This is a genomic window from Pseudomonas cavernicola, from assembly GCF_003596405.1.
Taxonomy (GTDB): Bacteria; Pseudomonadota; Gammaproteobacteria; order Pseudomonadales; family Pseudomonadaceae; genus Aquipseudomonas; species Aquipseudomonas cavernicola.
Window position 1 is genome coordinate 1068266 of record NZ_QYUR01000006.1, and the last position, 22904, is coordinate 1091169.

Annotated in this window: 19 protein-coding genes and 2 tRNA genes; 1 reads left to right on the plus strand and 20 read right to left on the minus strand. The window is 58.6% G+C overall.

The window, feature by feature from the left end:
- Positions 1 to 206: 206 nt before the first annotated feature.
- The 16 genes from D3879_RS21165 to rlmE all read right to left on the minus strand — a co-directional run bounded on the left by D3879_RS21165 (position 207) and on the right by rlmE (position 16994).
- Entirely contained in the window at positions 207 to 1622 is a 1416-nt protein-coding gene (locus D3879_RS21165; protein WP_119956188.1) for a tetratricopeptide repeat protein, read from the minus strand.
- Between the two features lie 103 nt (positions 1623 to 1725).
- Positions 1726 to 3831: a polyribonucleotide nucleotidyltransferase gene (gene pnp / locus D3879_RS21170; RefSeq protein WP_119956189.1), complete on the minus strand. Its 2106-nt coding sequence runs from the start codon at positions 3829 to 3831 to the stop codon at positions 1726 to 1728.
- 190 nt (positions 3832 to 4021) lie between these two features.
- Positions 4022 to 4291 (minus strand): 30S ribosomal protein S15, encoded by a 270-nt coding sequence (rpsO, locus tag D3879_RS21175; protein ID WP_119137890.1) that lies wholly within the window; start codon positions 4289 to 4291, stop codon positions 4022 to 4024.
- A gap of 118 nt (positions 4292 to 4409) precedes the next feature.
- A complete protein-coding gene (gene truB / locus D3879_RS21180; protein ID WP_119956190.1) occupies positions 4410 to 5327 on the minus strand; it encodes a tRNA pseudouridine(55) synthase TruB in 918 nt (305 codons plus the stop codon).
- Positions 5328 to 5331: 4 nt separating this feature from the next.
- Positions 5332 to 5757: a 30S ribosome-binding factor RbfA gene (rbfA, locus tag D3879_RS21185; protein ID WP_119956191.1), complete on the minus strand. Its 426-nt coding sequence runs from the start codon at positions 5755 to 5757 to the stop codon at positions 5332 to 5334.
- Between the two features lie 124 nt (positions 5758 to 5881).
- Positions 5882 to 8392, minus strand: coding sequence for a translation initiation factor IF-2 (gene infB / locus D3879_RS21190; RefSeq protein ID WP_119956192.1), 2511 nt, complete (start codon positions 8390 to 8392; stop codon positions 5882 to 5884).
- 25 nt (positions 8393 to 8417) lie between these two features.
- Complete coding sequence (gene nusA / locus D3879_RS21195; protein ID WP_119956193.1) at positions 8418 to 9899, minus strand: transcription termination factor NusA; 1482 nt, start codon at positions 9897 to 9899, stop codon at positions 8418 to 8420.
- 47 nt (positions 9900 to 9946) lie between these two features.
- A complete protein-coding gene (gene rimP / locus D3879_RS21200) occupies positions 9947 to 10405 on the minus strand; it encodes a ribosome maturation factor RimP (RefSeq protein ID WP_119956194.1) in 459 nt (152 codons plus the stop codon).
- Positions 10406 to 10536: 131 nt separating this feature from the next.
- Positions 10537 to 10613, minus strand: a tRNA-Met gene (locus tag D3879_RS21205).
- Between the two features lie 98 nt (positions 10614 to 10711).
- Positions 10712 to 10797, minus strand: a tRNA-Leu gene (locus tag D3879_RS21210).
- 10 nt (positions 10798 to 10807) lie between these two features.
- On the minus strand, positions 10808 to 11191 hold the full coding sequence (gene secG / locus D3879_RS21215; protein WP_119956195.1) for a preprotein translocase subunit SecG: 384 nt from the start codon (positions 11189 to 11191) through the stop codon (positions 10808 to 10810).
- 4 nt (positions 11192 to 11195) lie between these two features.
- Positions 11196 to 11951 (minus strand): triose-phosphate isomerase, encoded by a 756-nt coding sequence (tpiA, locus tag D3879_RS21220; RefSeq protein WP_119956196.1) that lies wholly within the window; start codon positions 11949 to 11951, stop codon positions 11196 to 11198.
- A 65-nt stretch (positions 11952 to 12016) separates the two neighbouring features.
- Positions 12017 to 13354 carry a phosphoglucosamine mutase gene (gene glmM / locus D3879_RS21225; protein WP_119956197.1) on the minus strand — a complete coding sequence of 446 codons (1338 nt, stop codon included), beginning with the start codon at positions 13352 to 13354 and terminating at the stop codon, positions 12017 to 12019.
- A 16-nt stretch (positions 13355 to 13370) separates the two neighbouring features.
- On the minus strand, positions 13371 to 14222 hold the full coding sequence (gene folP, locus D3879_RS21230) for a dihydropteroate synthase (RefSeq protein ID WP_119956198.1): 852 nt from the start codon (positions 14220 to 14222) through the stop codon (positions 13371 to 13373).
- A gap of 8 nt (positions 14223 to 14230) precedes the next feature.
- Positions 14231 to 16147: an ATP-dependent zinc metalloprotease FtsH gene (gene ftsH, locus D3879_RS21235; RefSeq protein WP_119956199.1), complete on the minus strand. Its 1917-nt coding sequence runs from the start codon at positions 16145 to 16147 to the stop codon at positions 14231 to 14233.
- Positions 16148 to 16358: 211 nt separating this feature from the next.
- The gene (gene rlmE / locus D3879_RS21240) at positions 16359 to 16994 is read right to left on the minus strand and encodes a 23S rRNA (uridine(2552)-2'-O)-methyltransferase RlmE (protein WP_119956200.1); all 636 of its coding nucleotides are present in this window, start codon (positions 16992 to 16994) and stop codon (positions 16359 to 16361) included.
- Positions 16995 to 17097: 103 nt separating this feature from the next.
- On the opposite strand from rlmE, the gene yhbY reads away from it, so the two are divergent.
- Entirely contained in the window at positions 17098 to 17406 is a 309-nt protein-coding gene (gene yhbY / locus D3879_RS21245) for a ribosome assembly RNA-binding protein YhbY (protein ID WP_119956201.1), read from the plus strand.
- 18 nt (positions 17407 to 17424) lie between these two features.
- On the opposite strand, the gene D3879_RS21250 is transcribed toward yhbY, so the two are convergent.
- The 4 genes from D3879_RS21250 to carA are packed head-to-tail and all read right to left on the minus strand — an operon-like array spanning position 17425 to position 22725.
- Positions 17425 to 17880 carry a DUF4149 domain-containing protein gene (locus D3879_RS21250; RefSeq protein ID WP_119956202.1) on the minus strand — a complete coding sequence of 152 codons (456 nt, stop codon included), beginning with the start codon at positions 17878 to 17880 and terminating at the stop codon, positions 17425 to 17427.
- Positions 17858 to 18334: a transcription elongation factor GreA gene (gene greA / locus D3879_RS21255; protein WP_119956203.1), complete on the minus strand. Its 477-nt coding sequence runs from the start codon at positions 18332 to 18334 to the stop codon at positions 17858 to 17860. The genes D3879_RS21250 and greA overlap by 23 nt, the downstream gene beginning before the upstream one ends.
- Positions 18331 to 21552, minus strand: coding sequence for a carbamoyl-phosphate synthase large subunit (gene carB, locus D3879_RS21260; protein WP_119956204.1), 3222 nt, complete (start codon positions 21550 to 21552; stop codon positions 18331 to 18333). Before carB ends, greA begins: the two co-directional genes overlap by 4 nt.
- Before the next feature lie 36 nt (positions 21553 to 21588).
- Positions 21589 to 22725 (minus strand): glutamine-hydrolyzing carbamoyl-phosphate synthase small subunit, encoded by a 1137-nt coding sequence (carA, locus tag D3879_RS21265; protein WP_119956205.1) that lies wholly within the window; start codon positions 22723 to 22725, stop codon positions 21589 to 21591.
- Between the last annotated feature and the right edge of the window lie 179 nt (positions 22726 to 22904).

A 22904-nucleotide genomic window follows, 5' to 3' on the forward strand; every position in this document is an offset into this window, starting at 1 on the left:
GCGCTGATGTAGGTTGGCGCTGAACGCAGTGATGCCCAACAAGGAGTCGCTCCGCGACTCCCGTGCTCGAGTTTGAACCTGACCGCCCAACCTTGCAGGCCGGTTGTTGGGCATCGCCTTCGGCTTTGCGCAGCTCCTGCACGATTATCCAACGCTTAAGCGATCGGTATTACCCCTCCAACCGTGTGTCGCCATCGGCTACGTGTTCAGGTGTTAGCCGCCAGCCGGGCGACTGTCGCCTCTAGTGCAGCCACTTCCGCCAGCAGCGGTGATTGCGGGTAACGCGTGCGCACAAAAACCAGCAGCTTCTGAGCCGACTCGACTTGCCCCAGGCCCTCGGCAAAACCTCGCGCCGCCAGCAGGTAAGCCCGGGGGATGTGGGGATACTCGGGGAAACGTTGGTGCAAATTACGCAGCAGGCTCAGGCCTTCACGGGTCTTATGCCGATCCAGTAGCGCACCGGCCAGCCGCTCGCAAACCAGCGCATCTTCGGGCATAAAGTCCGCCTTGAACTGGCGCGCATTGAGCAGTGCGGTAGCCGCTTGCGCCGGGTTCATCCGCGTAGCCAACGGCAGATAGTGCGCCAGGTGACGCAGACAACGCTCACGGGCATTCAAGCCATACAACAGTTGATGGAAACGCTCATTCAACTTGAGGTCGTCTGGATCACGCGCCAGTGCGGCGGTCAGCGTTTCCAGAGCCTGGCCACTCTGGCCTTCCTTCAGGCGAATCTCGGCCTCGGCCAACGCTCGGCGACGCAGATACTCGGCTGCCGGAAAACCGGTCTGGCTGTCTTCCTCGGCAATCGCATAACCAAGAGCCCCCTGATACTGGAACACCGCATAGCCCATGATGGCGCACATCACCACGCCGAAATAACCGAAGAGGAAGGCCGCTACCGGCACCAGTACCACTCGCGGCAGGCCATGGGAAAGCATGTAGGTCACCCAACTCGGCGACTGCCAAAGGATGAACAGAAAGGCGCAGAGGATCAGATAGCGCCAACCCATGGCCTTGATCACCTGCCCCACTTCGTCCGGGCTCAACGCCGCACTCAAGGTCTTATCCAAGGCCAGGCGAATGATGCTGGCCGGCAGCACCAACAACAGGCCGATATTCACCGCCCAGTACAGCGCCTCACTGTCGAAGTCGGCCGCCAGCCAAAGCGTCGCGAAAGAGAGGAAGAACACCACCAACTGCTTGAAGAACAGCCCGAAACCCTCGCCGACAAAAGCGCTAAGCAGGCTCGGCGCCTGCTTTTGCGCCTCACTGTTGGCCTCGATCACGCTGTAGAAATACTTGGTGGCGATGCTGAACAGGACGAACCAAAGCAGTATCGAACGCGGCATAAACAGGCTGGCCAGCGCCAATACCGCACTAAACGCCAGAGGCCCGGCTTGCAGGCCATAGGCGAAAAAACGCGGAATCCGCTCCCAGAAGGGCTGGGCACTGTTAGCCGCCCCGAGAAAGCTGAGCTTGCTCCGGCACAAGGGGCAGGTCGGTGTCTCATCCGGGGCGTCGGCATTCAGCGGGATACAACAGTCGCCAAAATGCCGCTGACAGGGCACGCAGTGCCAGGTGGCGGGATGTGCCGGGTGATAGTGGCAGAGAGTCTTATCCATGAACGGTGCATTCCTTGTCGAGTACAGCGAGCGATGCCTATTCTCCAGGCAAAAAAAGAGGGCCCGCAAGGGCCCTCTTTCTCAGCATTAGCGAAGTTCGGGATTAAACGCCCGAAGCCTCGGCAGCCGCTACGTCTTTGATCGACAGTTTGATACGGCCGCGGTTGTCCACGTCGAGTACCAGAACTTTGACTTCCTGACCTTCTTTCAGCACGTCGGTGACTTTCTCGACACGCTGATCGCTCAGCATCGAGATGTGCACCAAGCCATCTTTGCCCGGCAGGATGTTGACGAATGCGCCGAAGTCGACGATGCGTTCAACCTTGCCGACGTAGATCTTGCCGATCTCGGCTTCCGCGGTGATACCCAGTACGCGCTGACGCGCGGCCTCTGCAGCTTCCTTGGTTTCGCCGAAGATCTTGATGCTGCCGTCGTCTTCGATGTCGATCGAAGCCTTGGTCTCTTCGCAAATAGCACGGATGGTAGCGCCGCCCTTGCCGATGACGTCGCGGATTTTGTCCTGATCGATCTTCATCGCGATCATGGTCGGAGCGTTAGCCGACAACTCGGTACGCGACTCAGCGATCACCTGGTTCATCTGACCGAGGATGTTCAGGCGAGCTTCCAGGGCTTGGCCCAGGGCGATCTCCATGATTTCTTCGGTGATGCCGTTGATCTTGATGTCCATCTGCAGCGCAGTAACGCCTTTAGCGGTACCGGCTACCTTGAAGTCCATGTCGCCGAGGTGGTCTTCGTCACCGAGGATGTCGGTGAGGATGGCGAATTTCTCGCCCTCTTTCACCAGACCCATGGCGATACCGGCAACCGGCGCCTTCATCGGTACGCCTGCGTCCATCAACGCCAGGGAAGCACCGCAAACGGAGGCCATGGAGCTGGAGCCGTTGGACTCGGTAATTTCCGAGACTACGCGGATGGTGTAGGGGAACACGTCAGCCGCCGGCAGCATTGCCTGCACACTGCGACGAGCCAGACGGCCGTGACCGATTTCGCGGCGACCGGCGCCACCCATACGACCGCACTCACCTACCGAGTAGGGAGGGAAGTTGTAGTGCAGCATGAAGGGGTCTTTGCGCTCGCCTTCGAGGGTGTCGAGCAGCTGTGCGTCACGGGCAGTACCCAGGGTCGCAACCACCAGGGCCTGAGTTTCGCCACGGGTGAACAGCGCCGAACCGTGGGTTTTGCTCAGCACGCCGACTTCGATGTTCAGCGGACGCACGGTACGGGTATCGCGGCCATCGATACGCGGTTTGCCGTTGACGATATTCTCGCGCACGGTGCGGTATTCGATTTCGCCGAAAGCGTCTTTGACTTCGCCAGCGGACGGCTGACCTTCAGCACCGGAGAGCTTCGCAACCACCTGGTCGCGCAACTCGCCGAGACGGCCATAGCGCTCGTGCTTGACGGTGAGGGTGTAGGCCTGGGAGATCGCTTCACCGAACTCGGCGCGAATGGCGTCGAGCAGCACGGTGTTCTTGGCCTGGGCTTTCCAGTCCCAAGTCGGCTTGCCCACTTCGGCAGCCAACTCAGCAACAGCCTTGACCACAGCCTGGAACTCGTCGTGGGCGAACAGCACTGCGCCGAGCATCTGGTCTTCGGTCAGTTCTTTAGCTTCCGATTCAACCATCAGTACGGCGTCAGCGGTACCGGCTACGACCATGTCCAGGCTGGAAGCCTTGAGCTGCTCGTAAGTCGGGTTCAACAAGTAACCGGTGCTTTCATGGAAGGCTACGCGAGCGGCGCCAATCGGGCCTTCGAACGGAATGCCGGAGATGGCCAGAGCGGCCGAGGTACCGATCATGGCAGCAACGTCCGGATCGGTCTTCTTGCTGGTCGACACGACGGTGCAGATAACCTGCACTTCGTTCATGAAGCCTTCTGGAAAGAGCGGACGGATCGGACGGTCGATCAGACGCGAAGTCAGCGTCTCTTTCTCGGACGGGCGCGCTTCACGCTTGAAGAAGCCACCTGGGATTTTGCCAGCAGCGTAGGTTTTTTCTTGGTAATGCACGGAGAGCGGGAAGAAGCCCTTGCTCGGGTCAGCCTGCTTGGCGCCAACCACAGTCACCAATACGCTGACGTCGTCGTCAACGGTGACCAATACTGCGCCGGAGGCTTGACGGGCGATACGGCCAGTCTCGAGGGTGACGGTCGATTGACCGAACTGGAATTTCTTGATTACCGGGTTCACGGTGTTGTTACCTTCTATTTGCCTTGGGGAAATCTGTGTCTTGCGTAATTTGTGGGCAACGACGGGATTCGGACCCGAGGGCTGTCCAGATAAAACTTGAGGCTGGAAGCCTGCCCCTACTCACCGGGGCGCCCTATAACGGCAGGCCCAACAAATAGCGACAAACAACCAACCTCTAGCAACGTCGGTATTAGCGACGCAGACCCAGGCGACCGATCAGGGCGCTGTAACGAGTGGTGTCCTTACCTTTCAGGTAATCCAGCAGCTTACGACGCTGGTTTACCATACGGATCAGGCCACGACGCGAGTGGTGGTCTTTACCGTTGGCCTTGAAGTGGCCTTGCAGCTTGTTGATGTTGGCGGTCAGCAGTGCAACTTGCACTTCCGGAGAACCGGTGTCGCCTACAGCTTGCTGGTAGTCAGTTACGATTTGGGCTTTTTCTTCAACGCTGAGTGCCATGTGGCTTCCCCTCAGTTAAGAAACCGCTTCAAAAGAGGCAGTTCCAATAGGCCGAGGACAAATCCTCGTATTTAAAAGTGAGATGTGACCGTGCCTATTAACAGCCACCCTCGTTCGGTCATTCTGACCGAATCAATCGACGTGGCGCGATTCGCCCGTCTTCGCTCACTTCACCGATACCGATGAAGCGCCCGTTGTGATCCTGCACCCGTACCATGCCGAACTTCGGCGCATCCGGGGCACGTACCGGCTGCCCATGCAGCCAATAAAACGCGCTGTGTTCCGAGAACTGCAACAGCGGCCAGTGCTCGAGCCCGCTGTCCGACGGCAGTAGAAACTGATCGACCGCCTCGTTACCGCCTTCGGCATGAGCCTGTTCCAACGCTTCCAGGCTGACCGTCTGGGCCAGGCTGAAGGGACCTGCCTGAGTGCGCCGCAATTCTGCAACGTGGGCGCCACAACCCAGGACTTGGCCAATATCCTCGACCAAGGTGCGGATATAGGTGCCTTTGCTGCAGGCTACTGCCAGTCGCGCTTGCTCCGACTCACAGGCCAGCAATTCCAGGCGCGCAATAGTAACAGAACGCGCTTCGCGCTCCACTACCTCACCAGCCCGCGCCAGCTTGTAGAGCGGCTGTCCATCACGCTTTAGTGCCGAATACATCGGTGGTATCTGACTGATTTCTCCACGAAAACGGGGCAAAATCGCCTCAATATCAGCGCGACCAACGGTCACTTCGCGACGCTCCAGCACTTCGCCTTCCGCATCGGCCGTGGTGGTCGTGACCCCCAGCTGCATGACGGTCTCATAACCCTTATCGGCATCGAGCAAGTATTGCGAGAACTTGGTCGCCTCACCGAAGCACAGCGGTAACACGCCAGTGGCCAGCGGATCGAGGCTACCGGTATGCCCAGCTTTCTCAGCATTCAACAGCCAACGCACCTTCTGTAACGCAGCGTTGGAGCTAAAGCCTTTAGGCTTGTCGAGCAGGATGATGCCGCTGACGTTACGGCGAATACGCTTAACCTGAGCCACGCCTTTACTCCTTGAACTCGGCCTTGACCTCGGTCTTAACCTCGACCTTGGCGTCGTCCTCAGGATGCTGGCCGTCCTCCGCCACTGCCCGCTCGATCAGCGCCGACAGGTGCGCACCGCGCATCACGCTTTCGTCGTAGTGGAAATGCAGTTGCGGCACGCTGCGCAGCTTCATCGCCCGCGCCAACTGCATGCGCAGGAAGCCGGCGGCGTCATTGAGCACCTTGATATTCTGTGCAACATCTTCAGCGCTGTCCTGGCCCATCACGGTGATGAAAATCTTCGCATGGCCAACATCACGACTCACCTCGACGGCGGTGATCGTCACCAAGCCTACGCGTGGGTCTTTGATTTCGCGCCGGATAAGCTGCGACAGTTCGCGCTGCATCTGATCGCCGATGCGTTGGGTACGGCTATATTCTTTTGCCATGGTGCTTTACACCTATCACTTCTAGCCTGTCACTCTCCGCGCGGGCAAAAGCCAGGCGGTCTGAAAGCGGCAAACGCCCGGCCAGGCGGAAGCCGGACCGGGCGTTGCGTATAACAGCTCGCGCTTAGAGGCTACGAGCCACTTGGATCTTCTCGAACACTTCGATCTTGTCACCGACTTTGACGTCGTTGTAGCTCTTCACACCGATACCGCATTCCATGCCAGCACGCACTTCGGACATGTCGTCCTTGAAGCGGCGCAGGGACTCCAGCTCGCCTTCGAAGATCACCACGTCTTCACGCAGTACGCGGATCGGACGGTTACGGTGAACCATGCCTTCCAGCACCATGCAACCGGCGATCGCGCCAAACTTCGGCGAACGGAACACGTCACGCACTTCGGCAATACCCAGAATGTTCTCGCGAACATCGCTGCCGAGCATACCGGTGAGGGCTTTCTTGACGTCTTCGATGATGTCGTAGATCACGTTGTAGTAACGCATATCCAGACCTTCCTGCTCGACAATCTTCCGTGCGCCAGCATCGGCACGCACGTTGAAGCCGAACAGTACGGCGTTGGAGGCCAGTGCCAGGTTCGCATCGCTCTCGGTGATACCACCGACACCGCCACCGACCACGCACACTTGCACTTCTTCGTTACCCAGGCCACCCAAGGCGCCCTGCAATGCTTCCAGCGATCCACGGACGTCAGATTTGAGGACGATATTGAGCGTCTTCTTCTCTGCCTGGCCCATGCTCTCGAAGATGTTTTCCAGCTTGCCGGCATGCGCGCGAGCCAGTTTGACTTCGCGGAACTTGCCTTGACGGAACAAGGCTACTTCACGCGCCTTCTTCTCATCGGTCAACACGCTGAGCTCGTCACCCGCATCCGGGGTGCCATCCAAGCCGAGAATCTCAACCGGGATCGACGGGCCAGCTTCTTTCACCGGTTTGCCGTTCTCATCGAGCATGGCGCGGATACGGCCGAAGTTGGAGCCGACCAGCACCATGTCGCCTTGGCGCAGCGTACCGTCCTGTACCAGCACGGTGGCTACCGGGCCACGGCCCTTATCCAGACGCGATTCAACCACGACGCCTCGTCCAGGAGCGGACGGGATCGCTTTCAGTTCCAAGACTTCGGCTTGCAACAGGACTGCTTCAAGCAGATCGTCGACGCCGGTACCCATTTTCGCGGAGACCGAAACGAACGGACTGTCACCACCCCACTCTTCCGAGGTAACACCATGGGTGGACAGCTCGCTCCGGATGCGATCGAGATCGGCACCTGGCTTGTCGATTTTGTTGATTGCAACGACCAGCGGAACACCCGCAGCCTTCGCATGCTGCACAGCTTCAATGGTCTGCGGCATGACGCCGTCGTCCGCCGCCACCACCAGGATGACGATGTCGGTAGCCTTGGCACCACGCGCACGCATGGCGGTAAACGCCGCGTGACCCGGGGTATCGAGGAACGTGACCATGCCGCGGTCAGTTTCCACGTGGTAGGCACCGATGTGCTGGGTGATACCACCCGCTTCACCGGCGGCCACCTTGGCGCGACGAATGTAGTCGAGCAGGGACGTCTTACCGTGGTCGACATGACCCATAACGGTCACGACCGGCGCACGGGCAATGGCTTCACCTTCGAACTTCAGGGATTCGGCCAGTTGCTCTTCCAGGGCGTTGTCGCTGATCAGCTTGACGTTGTGGCCGAGTTCTTCAGCAATCAGTTGAGCAGTTTCCTGATCCAGAACCTGGTTGATGGTCACCGGAGTGCCCATCTTGAACATGAACTTGATCACTTCAGCGGCTTTGACCGACATCTGTTGCGACAGCTCGCCAACCGTGATGGTCTCGCCGATCGCCACATCGCGTACTACCGGGCCGGTTGGGCTCTGGAAGCCGTGTTGGTTACGCTTCTTCAGCTTGGCCTTGCCACGCCCACCGCGACGGAAGCTGTCGCTTTCCTCGTCAGTAGTACGCGGTGCCACACGCGGAGCCGGAACTTTTTCTTTCTCTTTGATCGACGGACGATGCGCAGTGTTCTTACGGTCGCCACGGCGATCGCTGTCATCAGCGCGAGTCTTGTCCGGGCGACGCGGCTCATCTTTCTTACGCTCATCCGCCACCGGCACAACAACCGGCGGCAGCTCAACCGCTGCAATCACTGCCGCAACGTCGCGAACCACTTCAGCTTGAGCGGCGGACAGAGCTGGAGCGCTGGCCTGACGGCGCGCTTCCTCTTCAGCCTGACGCTTGGCTTCTTCGGCAGCCTTCAGACGCGCAGTCTCTTCCGCAGCGCGCTGCTCTTCCTGCTCACGCTTCTGTTCGGCTTCGATTTCTTCCGAGCTGCGCTTAACGAAGGTCTTCTTCTTGCGCACTTCAACACTGATAGTTTTGCTACCGGCGACGCGCAGCGTGCTCGTGGTCTTGCGCTGCAAGGTAATCTTGCGCGGTTCTTCAACCTTTTCGCCGTGACTTCCTTTGAGATGCGCCAACAAGGCCTGCTTCTCATTATCGGTCACAACTTGCTCGGCGCTGGTGTGCGGTAAACCCGCCTCACGCATCTGCAGCAGCAGGCGCTCTACCGGTGTGTCGACCACTTGGGCCAGTTCTTTCACCGTGACTTGCGTCATGCACTTCTCTCCTCAGGCCGCGTACTTACTCGAACCAATGGGCTCGGGCGGCCATGATCAACTTGCCGGCACGCTCAGCGTCGATACCGTCGATGTCGAGCAGGTCGTCAATCGACTGCTCGGCCAGGTCTTCGCGGGTAATCACGCCGCGCACTGCCAGTTCATGCGCAAGCGCCTTCTCCATACCCTCGAGTGAGAGCAGGTCGTCGGCGGGATGAGCGTCTGCCAGCTTTTCTTCTGTAGCGATGGCTTTAGTCAGCAAGCGATCCTTGGCGCGAGCGCGCAGCTCGGTGACGATGTCTTCGTCAAAGCCGTCGATGCTGAGCATTTCTTCCATCGGTACATAGGCGATTTCTTCCAGGCTAGTGAAGCCTTCTTCCACCAACACCTGCGCCAACTCTTCATCGACTTCCAGCTCGTCGATAAAGCGCTGCAGGATGTCGCCAGTTTCAGCTTGTTGCTTCGCCTGAATATCCGCTTCGGTCATCACATTCAGCGTCCAACCAGTCAACTGACTGGCTAACCGCACGTTCTGACCGCCACGACCAATAGCCTGAGCCAGGTTGTCTTCGCCAACGGCGATGTCCATGGCATGGGCATCTTCATCAACGATGATGGCTGCGACTTCGGCCGGTGACATGGCGTTGATCACGAACTGCGCAGGATTGTCATCCCACAGCACGATATCGACACGCTCGCCGCCCAACTCACCCGACACTGCTTGCACACGCGAGCCGCGCATGCCGATGCAGGCGCCTTGCGGGTCGATGCGTTTGTCTTTGGAGCGCACGGCAATTTTGGCGCGCGAACCCGGATCACGGGAGGCGGCCATCACTTCGATCAACTCTTCAGCGATTTCCGGTACTTCGATGCGAAACAACTCGATCAGCATCTCCGGCGCAGTGCGCGACAAAATCAGCTGCGGACCGCGGTTTTCGGTACGGATCTCTTTCAGCAGCGCGCGCACGCGGGCGCCAACGCGGAAAGTCTCACGCGAGATGATGTCTTCACGAGCCAGCAACGCTTCGGCGTTGTTACCAAGATCGACGATGACGTTGTCGCGGGTCACCTTCTTCACGGTGCCGGCAATGATCTCACCGAGTCGCTCGCGATAAGCCTCGACTACTTGCGCGCGCTCAGCCTCACGAACCTTCTGCACGATCACCTGCTTGGCAGTCTGCGCAGCGATGCGACCGAACTCGATCGATTCGACTTTCTCTTCGATCACGTCGCCAATCTTGGCATCAGGCTTTTGTTCCCGCGCCTCATCGAGCGTCAGCTCAGAAGCCAGGTTAAGCAGCGACTCATCGTCGACCACGGTCCAGCAACGGAAGGTCTCGTAGTTACCAGTGTGGCGATTAATCTCCACGCGCAACTCAACCTCAACGTCAAAACGCTTTTTGGTCGCAGTGGCCAGGGCCAGCTCCAGCGCTTCAAAAATAACGCCGGCCGGTACGCCCTTTTCGTTGGACACCGACTCAACAACCAGCAGTACTTCTTTGCTCATCGTACGCCTCGCCTTTCGCAATCCATTGGATCCGCGGGATCCGCGTCTCAGTCAAAACTGGGAACAATATTGGCCTTGTCGATCGAATCGATCGGCAACAGATATTCGTGATCATCCACCAGCACCACGACGTCCTGCTCCTCTACTCCGCGGAGGAGGCCCTGAAAGTTGCGCCGCCCATCAAAAGGCGAACGCAGCTTGATCTTCACTTGCTCACCGGCATGCGCAGCGAACTGTTCAATAGTGAACAGAGGCCGATCCATACCCGGAGAGGACACCTCAAGGGTGTATTCGCTACTGACTGGGTCCTCGACATCGAGAACGCCACTCAACTGACGGCTAACCTTCTCGCAGTCTTCCACGAGAATGCCATTGGCATGATCGATATAGATCCGCAGCAGAGAATGCCGCCCCTGAGACAGGAACTCGATACCCCAGCATTGATAGCCAAGAGCCTCGACTACCGGGGCCAACAAGGCCTGCAACTCTTCTAGCTTGCTCGACACCTGAACCCCTCGTGCGCGCTGTGCAAATAAAAAATGGGCGAAACGCCCATCCCTTTAAAACCGCTTATAAATACTAGCGGAACTGACTGCCCAGCTAGCAAAAAGCCCCTGAAAAGGGGCTCCGCTACAACTGGTTGCGGGGGCTGGATTTGAACCAACGACCTTCGGGTTATGAGCCCGACGAGCTACCAGACTGCTCCACCCCGCGCCAAAGCTGGGGCCGAAGTATACGACCGAACCTAGTTAAGGGTCAATCTAACCCCTGCCAACAAGAAAGCCCGCATACAGCGGGCCTTCTTGTTTAATTGGTACCGAGGAGGGGACTCGAACCCCTACAGCCTATGGCCACTACCACCTCAAGGTAGCGTGTCTACCAATTCCACCACCTCGGCAAAACTCTTTTTACTTCTGCTCTTGAGCTTGAGGTACGTCAGCCGCGTTAGACGCTGGCTTTTGCTCTTCGAGCACCGGCACATCTTCAGCTGCCGGCTTTTCTTGCTGCACTTCCAGAACCGCCGGATCAGGCAATCCAACCTGAGTCAGCGCTTCAGCCTTTTCTTTAGCAAAGAAGCCTAAGCCCAAGCTACTAATGAAAAAAGCGGCTGCAAGTATAGCAGTAAAGCGACTAAGAAAGGTAGAGGAACCTTGGCTACCAAACACAGTTGCCGAAGCACCGGAACCAAAAGAGGCGCCAGCATCAGCCCCCTTACCCTGCTGCAGCAGAACTAGCGCAACAACACCCAGCGCTGCCAACAGATGCAAAACCACAACGACAGTTTCCAGCATTTCTTCAGCTTCCTGCGGCGCGACAAATCGCACCAAACTCATCCGCATTCAGAGAGGCTCCACCAATGAGCCCCCCATCGATATCCGGCATGCCGAACAATTCAACCGCATTGGCCGCCTTAACACTGCCGCCATAAAGAATCCTTACACCGCGCGCCACTTCAGCATTTTCTGCTGCCAGTTGCGCACGAATAGCCGCATGCACTTCCTGCGCTTGCTGCGGCGACGCCGTCAGCCCGGTACCAATCGCCCAGACCGGCTCATAAGCTACAACTGCGTGAGCGAATGCACCAACGCCCAACTCCTCGATGACGCGGCCAAGCTGACGCCCGACCACCTCAAGAGTCTTACCCGCCTCGCGCTGCTCGAGGGTCTCACCGATGCACAACACCGGAATCAACCCACAAGATTGTGCGGCAGCAAACTTGCGACTCAGCAACTCATCACGCTCACCGAGAACCAAGCGTCGCTCCGAGTGACCAACCAACACCAAAGAACAGCCAGCATCAACCAACTGACTTGGTGCAACTTCACCCGTCAGCGCACCCTGCATTGGCTCAGCCGCGCAATTCTGCGCACCGACAGCAATCGACTTGCCATCTAGGCCAGTCACTACCTGATTGATGTACAGACAGGGCGGAAAAACTGCAACTTCGACTCCGCCTGGCAAAGCCAAAAGACGAAGACTTTTGATCAGCTCAGCGACGCTGGCGCGGGTACCGTGCATTTTCCAGTTACCAGCTACCAAGGGGCGACGCATGCTCTACCTCGTCGATCAAAGTGGGCGCAGATGTTACCCAAGAGCTTCTGGGCTGGCAAGCCGAATCAAGCACAGACTTCTGTAACTACTTTAGCCAATTCATCGGCATAGCTACGCACCAAAGCCTCATCGTCACCTTCCACCATAACCCTGACCAGCGGTTCGGTACCGGATTTACGCAACAGTACGCGCCCGCGCCCGCCCATCAGCTCAGTAACCCGCGCACAAGCCTCCTGCACGGCGGCATGTTCGACCGGGTTCTGCCCGCCAGCAAAGCGCACATTGACCAATACCTGCGGGCATTTACGCAAGCTTTGCCGTGCCTCTGCCAAACTCTGCTCACGACGCTTAAGCGCCAGCAAAACCTGCAAGGCTGCGATAATCGCATCGCCAGTCGTGGTGTGCTGGAAGCACACGATATGCCCCGAATTCTCGCCACCTAACTGCCAATTGCGCTCCAGCAACTCGCTAATCACATAGCGATCGCCCACTTTCGCACGCACAAAGGGGATGCCCAGATCAGCCAGCGCCAACTCCAGGCCCAAATTGCTCATTAGGGTACCAACCACCCCACCCTGCAACTTGCCACGCTCCTGCAGGTCGCGCGCGATGATGAATAGCAACTCATCGCCGTCCACCACCGCACCAGTGTGATCGACCATCAACACACGGTCAGCATCACCATCGAAAGCGATACCCAAATCCGCTTGCTGTGCCACAACGGCGGCCTGCAAAGCCGACACATGGGTCGAGCCGCACTCATCATTGATGTTCAAGCCGTTCGGCTGCGCGGAAAGCACCGACACCTCCGCACCCAACTCACGAAACACACTCGGCGCGACCTTGTAGGCCGCGCCATGCGCACAATCGACCACCAGCTTGAGGCCAGCGAAATCCGTGCTGCTCGGCACGCTGCTTTTACAGAACTCGATATAACGACCAGCGGCATCATTGATCCGCGAGACCTTGCCCAACTGCGCCGACTCAACCACGCTCATCGGCGTGTCGAGCAGTTCCTCAATCATTAGCTCTACCTCATCTGGCAGCTTGGTGCCCTGGCCAGAGAAGAACTTGATGCCGTTATCATGATGCGGATTGTGCGAGGCGCTGATGACAATACCGGCCTCTGCATGAAAGGTACGGGTCAGATAAGCAATAGCCGGCGTCGGCATCGGCCCCAGCAGCAACACGTCAGCCCCGGCCGCGGACAATCCCGCCTCCAGCGCCGACTCAAACATATAGCCAGAAATCCGCGTGTCCTTGCCGATCAAAACACGACAAGCGCCCTGACGGCGAAAAGCCATACCAGCAGCCCAGCCCAGCTTGAGCATAAATTCAGGAGTAATCGGAAATTCACCGACACGACCACGAATACCATCGGTGCCAAAATATTTTCTGCTCATAAACGCTCCGTCTTTCTTATTCTGCCGTTTCCACAGCAGTGATCATGCGTACGACATCAACCGTCTCGGCCACATCATGCACGCGCAGGATGCGCGCCCCCTTGACCACCGCCAAAGCGGCCAAAGCCAAGCCACCGTATAAACGCTCGCCCACCTCTCGCCCCAGCGCCTGGCCGATCATGCTCTTGCGCGAAACACCGACCAACAGCGGCCGACCGAGCGCATGCAAGACCTCCAGGTGTTTGAAGAGACTCAGGTTATGCTCCAGCGTTTTGGCAAAACCAAACCCTGGATCGAGGATCACCCGCTCAGCACCGATCCCGACCGCTGCACAGGCGCCCAGGCGCTCGAGCAGAAAATCACTGACCTCGCCCAGGAGATTCGCATAGTGAGGATTTTGCTGCATGTTGCCCGGCTCACCGCGCATATGCATCAAGCACACCGGCAGACCACTAGCTACCAGCGCCTCCAATGCACCATCGCGCCGCAGCGAGCGCACGTCATTGATCAGCCCAGCACCAAGCCGAGCAACTTCACGCATGACCGCAGGCGTCGAGGTATCCACCGAGACGATCACATCCAGCTCACGCGCAATCGCCTCAACCACCGGCGCGACTCGCTCAAGCTCCTCAACCGGTGACACCGCGCGAGCCCCCGGCCGAGTGGACTCGCCACCCACGTCAATCAGAGTTGCGCCGGCGGCAACCATACTCGCAGCATGCTTGAGGGCCGCATCCACGCGACTAAAGCGCCCACCGTCGGAAAAGGAATCAGGGGTGACATTCAGGATGCCCATCACTTGCGGGCGGCTTAAATCAAGAAACCGGCTGCCACACGGCAGCCGGCTTGGGTATTGCGCTAGAGACATGTCAGGCCTTAATGCTCGGCGGCCGGCCCACCAATGGGCTTCTCGGGGAGTTCAACTTCATCCAGTTTGCTTAGCGGCACACCGGAATCATCCCCGCCATCTTGCCAGTCACGCGGCTCGCGCGGCACGCGGCCACTCATGATGTCATCGATCTGCTCAGCATCGACCGTTTCATACTTCATCAGTGCTTCAGCCATCGCATTCAGCTTGTCGCGATTCTCTTCCAGCAAACGCTTGGCCGTGCCATAGCACTGATCGATGATGCTACGAACCTCCTGATCAATCATCTTGGCAGTCTCGCCAGATATATTGCTGTGCTGGCTACCCATGCTGCGCCCAAGGAACACCTCACCCTCTTCTTCGGCATACATAAGCGGGCCAAGCTTCTCGGATAGCCCCCACTTAGTCACCATGTTCCGGGCAATCTGGCTGGCACGCATGATGTCGTTCGAAGCCCCAGTGGTGACACCGTCGAAGCCCAACGTCATCTCCTCAGCGATACGACCACCGTACAGCGAGCAAATCTGACTGATCAGCGCGCGCTTGGACAGGCTGTAACGATCCTCCTCTGGAAGGAACATCGTCACACCCAGCGCGCGGCCGCGCGGAATAATCGAGACTTTGTAGACAGGATCATGCTCCGGCACCAACCGCCCAACAATGGCGTGGCCAGCCTCATGGAACGCAGTATTGAGCTTCTCTTTTTCGGACATGACCATGGATTTGCGCTCAGCGCCCATCATGATTTTGTCCTTGGCCAACTCGAACTCTTTCATCTCAACCAGGCGCTTGCCGGACCGCGCAGCAAACAGCGAAGCCTCGTTGACCAAGTTGGCCAAGTCAGCACCCGAGAAGCCTGGCGTACCACGGGCAATCACTGCCGGCCTAACGTCATCGCCCATTGGCACTTTGCGCATATGGACTTTCAGAATCTGCTCCCGACCGCGGATATCCGGTAGGCCGACCACGACCTGGCGGTCGAAACGGCCCGGCCGCAACAGCGCCGGATCCAGCACATCGGGACGGTTGGTAGCGGCGATCACGATGATGCCGTCATTCATCTCGAAGCCATCCATCTCGACCAACAACTGGTTGAGGGTCTGCTCGCGCTCGTCGTGACCGCCCCCCATACCGGCGCCACGATGGCGACCAACGGCATCGATTTCATCGATGAAGATGATGCAGGGCGCATGCTTCTTAGCCTGCTCGAACATGTCACGAACGCGCGATGCACCCACACCGACGAACATCTCGACGAAATCGGAGCCAGAGATGGTGAAGAACGGCACCTTGGCCTCACCCGCGATAGCCTTGGCCAACAAGGTCTTACCGGTACCGGGAGGGCCAACCATCAGCACGCCGCGCGGAATACGGCCGCCCAGACGCTGGAACTTGCCTGGATCGCGAAGGAATTCGACCAGCTCGCCGACTTCTTCCTTGGCCTCATCGCAGCCTGCGACGTCAGCCAGAGTGGTCTTGACCTGATCTTCCGAGAGCAGGCGTGCCTTGCTCTTGCCAAAGCTCATCGGCCCGCCTTTACCACCGGCACCGCCCTGCATCTGGCGCATGAAGAACATGAAGACGGCGATAATCACCAGAATCGGGAAGCTGGCGACCAACAACTGCGTCCAGATGCTTTGCTGCTCGGGCTTTTTGCCCTCAACAATCACGTTGTTGTTGATCAGATCGCCGATCAAACCGCGATCTTCGATCATCGGGCGCACCGTGGTGAACGGCTTGCCATCGGTGCCAATGCCACTGATGGTGTAGCCTTCAACGGTCACTCGCTGAACCCCGCCATCCTTGACCTGCTCGATAAATTGCGAGTAGTTCAGCGTCTGCGGCTCGCTCGGGCTGGAGAAGTTGTTCATCACAGTCACCAAAACGGCGGCGATGATGAGCCACAGGATCAGGTTCTTTGCCATATCGTTCAATTAGCTACCCTCTGAAGCAGGCCCCGTCCTGGAACGTGCCTCGCATGACGGCTGGTTATTTACCGGCCTAACTTACTACACAACTCCCACCCCTGGCAGGAACCGTCTGTAACCCTTTATGAACCGCCGACCCCTCGGGCCGGTTACGGCAAACACGTGTTATCACGGCAAAACGCTTTGTTCTTTGACCTCGCCCAGGGGCTTAAGTGCCACTCGGCGCACCACGAAAACCGCGGGCCAGCAGGTATTGTTCGCGGGAGCGACCCCGGGAAGACAGGGGCTTGCGCATCTGAACCTTCTCGAACATAGCCCGAACCTGCTTGTGGTAGAGATCGAAGCCCTCGCCCTGAAATACCTTGATCAGAAAATCGCCCCCCGGACGCAACACCTGCCCGGCGAGATCCAGCGCCAGCTCGCACAGATACATGGCGCGCGCCTGATCGGCCATCCTCACTCCACTCATATTGGGGGCCATATCGGAAATCACAAGGTCTACCGGATTATTGCCGACGGCCTCGAGAATCTGCGCCAGCACCTGCGCCTCGGTAAAGTCACCCTGAATAAAGGTGACATCGGGAATGCTGTCCATTTCCAGGATATCCGAGGCAATCAAGCGGCCCTTGTCGCCAATCACCCGACTGGTCACCTGCGACCAGCCCCCGGGCGCCGCCCCCAGGTCAATCACGGTGTTGCCAGGCCGCAGAATGCGGTCCTTCTCCTGAATCTCCAGCAACTTGTAGCTTGCGCGCGAACGGTAGCCGTCCTTCTGCGCCATTTTCACGTAGGGATCGTTGAAATGTTCTCTGAGCCAGTTCTGGCTAGTCTTGGAACGTGCCACGGGGTACCTCAAAATTGACGGGGCGTGATTAACTGGGCGGTTGCGGGGTCGCTCGGGTAAACTGGCCGCCGCTTTTTACCAGATCAGACGCAGGGGTCAGATTATGCCGCTCACTCAGGAGCAGAAGAAACAGTACAAATCTATCGGCCACCATCTGAAACCGGTATTGATTGTGGCTGACAACGGTTTGACCGAAGGCGTGCTAGCCGAATTGGAGCGCGCGCTGAGCGATCACGAACTGATCAAGATCCAGCTCAGAATCACTGAACGCGAAGATCGCCTAGCGGCGATTGCCGAACTGTGCAAAACCGCCAAGAGCGAGCTGGTACAAGTAATTGGCAAAATGGCGCTTATTTATCGCAAGAACCCCAAAGCCAATAAGCAGCTGTCTAACGTCAGCCGCCACAGCTAAGGGCATCCGCTTCAGTCGTCAGTGGCGCGCTTGGCGCGCCCTGCCACCCTCTCCGCCCGGCACCGGCTGTAACACCAGCAGCAAACCGCACAGGGCCAGCACCAAATAATTGAACAGTAGCCAGCGCACCGCCTCTGGCATCCATTCGTGCACCGCAAAATAACTCGCCGCCATCAGCAGGATGGTCACCAGCAACTGGCCACGCATGTCGCGCCAAAGACTGGACCAGCGCTCAGCCTGCAGCAGAACCAACAGCTGCAGAAAGGCGCAGAAGGCCGCCAGGCCAACCAGCAATGGGCCTAGCGTGCCGGCGACCTCCTCGATCAGCAGCGGCGCCAAGCCCATTTCCCCCAACGCGGGGAGCAGGACGAAGTGCAGCAACCACAGGCCGCCCACCCAGAAGGTCTGAGCCAATTGCCAGCTGATCGCCCCCGCCTTAAGCGGCTGACGCTTAAAGATGGCGGACTTCGACAATCTCGTACTCGATCACACCGCTCGGGGTTCTCACGACCACTACATCGCCCTCTTCCTTGGCAATCAAGGCACGAGCGATGGGTGAACCGACTGAAATCTTGCCTAGCTTGATATCGGCCTCGTCTTCTCCGACGATCTGATATGTCACGCGGTCATCGGTTTCGACGTTAGCGATCTCGACGGTCGTGCCAAAGATTACTTTACCGGTGCTCGGAATCGCTGTGACGTCGATGACCTGAGCATTCTGCAAGCGACCTTCGATATCGCGAACACGCGCCTCGACCATCCCTTGCTGCTCACGTGCCGCGTGATACTCGGCATTTTCCTTCAAGTCACCTAACTCACGCGCGGTGCCGATATCTTGGCTGAGTTTCGGACGCACCACCTTGGTCAGGTGATTCAACTCTTCTTCCAGGGCGCGAGCGCCCCGGACGGTCATCGGGTATTTGGTCATGCCTTCAATCCTGCGTGTAGATCCTGCAAGCGACGTACGGTCTTCTCGGGACCGAACTTCAGCGCTTCACAGATAGCCTCGCCAGCAGCAATGGTCGTGGTGCAGTAGATCTTATGCTGCAGGGCATTACGGCGAATGGAATAGGAATCAGCGATCGACTGACGACCTTCGGTGGTGTTGATGATCAGCGTGACTTCATCATTCTTGATCATATCGACCACGTGCGGACGACCTTCAGTCACCTTGTTGACCCGGCGCACTTTCAGGCCGGCCGCTTCAATCAACTTGGCAGTACCGGCGGTCGCGACCACTTCAAAGCCGAGGCTGATCAGGTCGCGGGCAACACCGGCAACCAGTGGCTTGTCGTCGTCACGCACGCTAATGAACGCGGTACCGCCGGTCGGCAGCACTTCGCTGGCGCCCATCTGGGCCTTGGCGAACGCTTCACCGAAGGTGTCGCCGACGCCCATCACTTCACCGGTAGACTTCATCTCCGGGCCGAGGATCGGGTCGACGCCAGGGAACTTGGCGAAGGGGAACACCGCCTCCTTAACGCTGTAGAAGTTCGGAATAATTTCCTTGGTGAAGCCGATTTCCTTCAGGGTTTTACCGGCCATCACGCGAGCCGCGATCATTGCCAGGGAAACACCGATGCACTTCGATACGAACGGCACGGTACGGGATGCGCGCGGGTTGACTTCGATGACGTAGATATCTTCGCCCTGCAGGGCCAACTGCACGTTCATCAAGCCGACCACGCCAAGTTCCAGGGCCATCTTCTTGACCTGCTCGCGCATTTCGTCCTGGATATGGGCAGGCAGCGAGTACGGCGGCAGCGAGCAAGCGGAGTCACCGGAGTGCACGCCGGCCTGTTCGATGTGCTGCATGATCGCGCCGATCACCACGTCGGTGCCGTCGCAGACCGCATCGACGTCCATTTCGATCGCGCAGTTGAGGAAGTGGTCCAGCAGCACCGGGCTGTCGTTGGACACTTGCACCGCCTCACGCAGGTAACGCTTGAGCTCTTCTTCCTCGTAGACGATTTCCATCGCCCGACCGCCCAGTACGTAGGACGGACGCACCACCAGCGGGTAACCGATCTTGCCAGCAGCGCGAATCGCTTCGTCTTCGCTGCGCACAGTGGCGTTAGGCGGCTGACGCAGATTCAGGCGTTCGACCATTTGCTGGAAACGCTCACGGTCTTCGGCACGGTCGATGGCATCAGGACTGGTGCCGATGATCGGTACACCAGCTTCTTCCAAGGCACGCGCCAGTTTCAACGGGGTCTGCCCGCCGTACTGGACGATCACGCCTTTGGGCTTCTCGACGCGGACGATTTCCAGCACGTCTTCCAGGGTTACCGGTTCGAAGTACAGGCGATCCGAAGTGTCGTAGTCGGTGGACACGGTCTCCGGGTTGCAGTTGACCATGATGGTCTCGTACCCGTCTTCGCGCAGGGCCAGTGCCGCGTGTACGCAGCAGTAGTCAAACTCGATGCCTTGGCCGATACGGTTCGGCCCGCCGCCCAGAATCATGATCTTGTCGCGGCTTGACGGATTAGCCTCGCACTCTTCCTCATAGGTCGAGTACATGTAGGCGGTATCCGTGGCGAACTCGGCAGCACAGGTGTCGACGCGCTTGTAGACCGGGTAGACCTCAAGCTTGTGACGATGGCGACGCAGGCTCTTCTCGGTGACACCCAGCAGCTTGGCCAGGCGCGCATCGGAGAAGCCTTTGCGCTTGAGGCGGAACATCAAGTCGCGGTCAATGGTGGCCAGACCCAGGGTCTTGATCTTCTCTTCTTCTTTGATCAGGTCTTCGATCTGTACCAGGAACCAGGGGTCGATCATGTTCATGCCGAAGATTTCTTCGACCGTCATGCCGGCGCGGAAAGCGTCCGCCACGTACCAGATACGCTCGGCGCCAGGCACGGTCAGCTCACGCTTGAGCACGCTCATGCTTTCCGGGTTGCCCAGATCGAGCTTGGGGTCCAGACCGCTGACACCCACTTCCAGGCCGCGCAGGGCTTTCTGCAGGGATTCCTGGAAGGTGCGGCCGATGGCCATGACTTCACCGACAGACTTCATCTGAGTGGTCAGGCGTGCGTCAGCCTTGGGGAATTTTTCGAAGGCGAAGCGTGGCAGTTTGGTGACCACGTAATCGATCGAAGGCTCGAAGGACGCTGGGGTCTTGCCGCCAGTGATTTCGTTCTGCAATTCGTCGAGGGTGTAGCCGATCGCCAGCTTGGCCGCGACCCTGGCGATCGGAAAGCCGGTGGCTTTCGAAGCCAGCGCCGAGGAACGCGACACCCGCGGGTTCATCTCGATCACCACCATGCGACCGGTTTCCGGGCAGATACCGAACTGCACGTTGGAGCCGCCGGTTTCCACGCCGATCTCACGCAGCACCGCCAGGGAGGCGTTGCGCATGATCTGGTATTCCTTGTCGGTCAGCGTTTGCGCTGGCGCAACCGTGATCGAGTCGCCGGTGTGCACGCCCATCGGATCGAAGTTCTCGATGGAGCAGACGATGATGCAGTTGTCCTTCTTGTCGCGGACCACCTCCATCTCGTACTCCTTCCAGCCGATCAGCGATTCGTCGATCAGCAGCTCTTTGGTCGGCGACAAGTCCAGACCGCGGGCGCAGATTTCTTCGAACTCTTCACGGTTGTAAGCGATACCGCCACCGGTGCCGCCCATGGTGAAAGACGGGCGGATGATGCACGGGAAGCCCAGCTTATCGAGCACCGCGTAGGCTTCTTCCATGCTGTGGGCAATACCGGAACGCGGGCAGGCCAGGCCGATGTCTTTCATCGCCTTGTCGAAACGCGAACGGTCTTCAGCCTTGTCGATGGTGTCGGCGTTGGCACCAATCATCTCGACACCGAACTTCTCCAGAATCCCGTGGTGCTCCAGATCCAGTGCGCAGTTCAGCGCGGTCTGGCCGCCCATGGTCGGCAGCAGCGCATCCGGGCGCTCTTTCTCGATGATCTTGGCCACGGTCTGCCATTTGATCGGCTCGATGTAGGTGGCGTCGGCCATCGCCGGGTCGGTCATGATGGTCGCGGGGTTGGAGTTCACCAGAATGACCCGGTAACCCTCCTCGCGCAGCGCCTTGCAGGCCTGGGCGCCGGAGTAGTCGAACTCACAAGCCTGGCCGATAACGATGGGGCCAGCGCCGAGAATCAGGATGCTTTTAATGTCTGTACGTTTTGGCATTTTCTCTCACTCGAATCCGTAGGTCTGTCGGCAGGCTTAGCGGCGCGCGGCCATGGCTTCGATAAAGCGGTCGAACAGTGGCGCAACATCCATCGGGCCTGGGCTGGCTTCCGGGTGTCCCTGGAAGCTGAAGGCCACCTTGTCGGTGCGCTCGATGCCCTGCAGGGTGCCATCGAACAACGACTTATGCGTTGCGCGCAGATTGGCCGGCAGGGTTGTCTCGTCTACCGCAAAACCGTGGTTTTGACTGGTGATCATCACAACACCGCTGTCCAGATCCTGGACCGGGTGGTTAGCGCCGTGGTGGCCGAGGCCCATCTTCACGGTCTTGGCACCGGAGGCCAGGGCCAACAACTGATGACCGAGGCAGATGCCGAACAGCGGAATCTGAGTTTCGAGGATGTCGCGAATCGCGGTGATCGCGTAATCGCACGGCTCCGGATCACCCGGGCCATTGGACAGGAATATGCCATCTGGCTTCAGCGCCAGCACTTCACTGGCTGGGGTCTGCGCCGGCACCACGGTCAGGCGGCAACCGCGCTCGACCAGCATGCGCAGGATGTTCACTTTGACGCCGTAGTCGTAGGCAACCACATGGTACGGCAGCTCGCCGGCGGCGATTTCCGGGTGGCTGTCGGTTTTCAGGTTCCAGACACTTGAGCGCCACTCGTAACGCTCGCTAGCGCTCACCACCTTCGCCAGATCCATGCCCTTCAGCCCCGGGAAGCCACGAGCGGCTGCCAGCGCCTGCTCATCGGAGATGTTGTCGCCAGCCAGGATGCAGCCATTCTGCGCACCTTTCTCACGCAGGATGCGGGTCAGGCGACGGGTGTCGATACCGGCGATGGCCACCACGTTGTTGGCCTTCAGGTAATCCGACAGCGACAGGGTGCTACGCCAGTTGCTGGCCACCAGGGGCAGATCGCGAATCACCAGGCCGGCGGACCAGACGCGATTGGATTCAGCGTCTTCCGGCGTAGTGCCGGTGTTGCCGATATGCGGATAGGTCAGGGTAACGATTTGCTGGGCATAGGAAGGATCGGTAAGGATTTCCTGATAGCCGGTCATGGCGGTGTTAAACACCACCTCTCCAACGGTTTGACCGTCGACTCCAATGGCTTCACCGCGAAAAATGCTGCCATCAGCAAGGGCGAGTATGGCTGGCTTAGTCAAGAAGACCTCCCGTAAATCAAGCCTGACAGGGCATACGCAGGTTGTAAAAAAGCGGGATGACGTTTGGACACGTCACCCCGCTTTTTTCGAATCACTTTTTCAAGTTCCCGCGCGCTTTTAGTGGACACACTAAAGCTGTAGCTTACAGAAAAAGGCCTTTTTGGTCTACCCGCCATTAC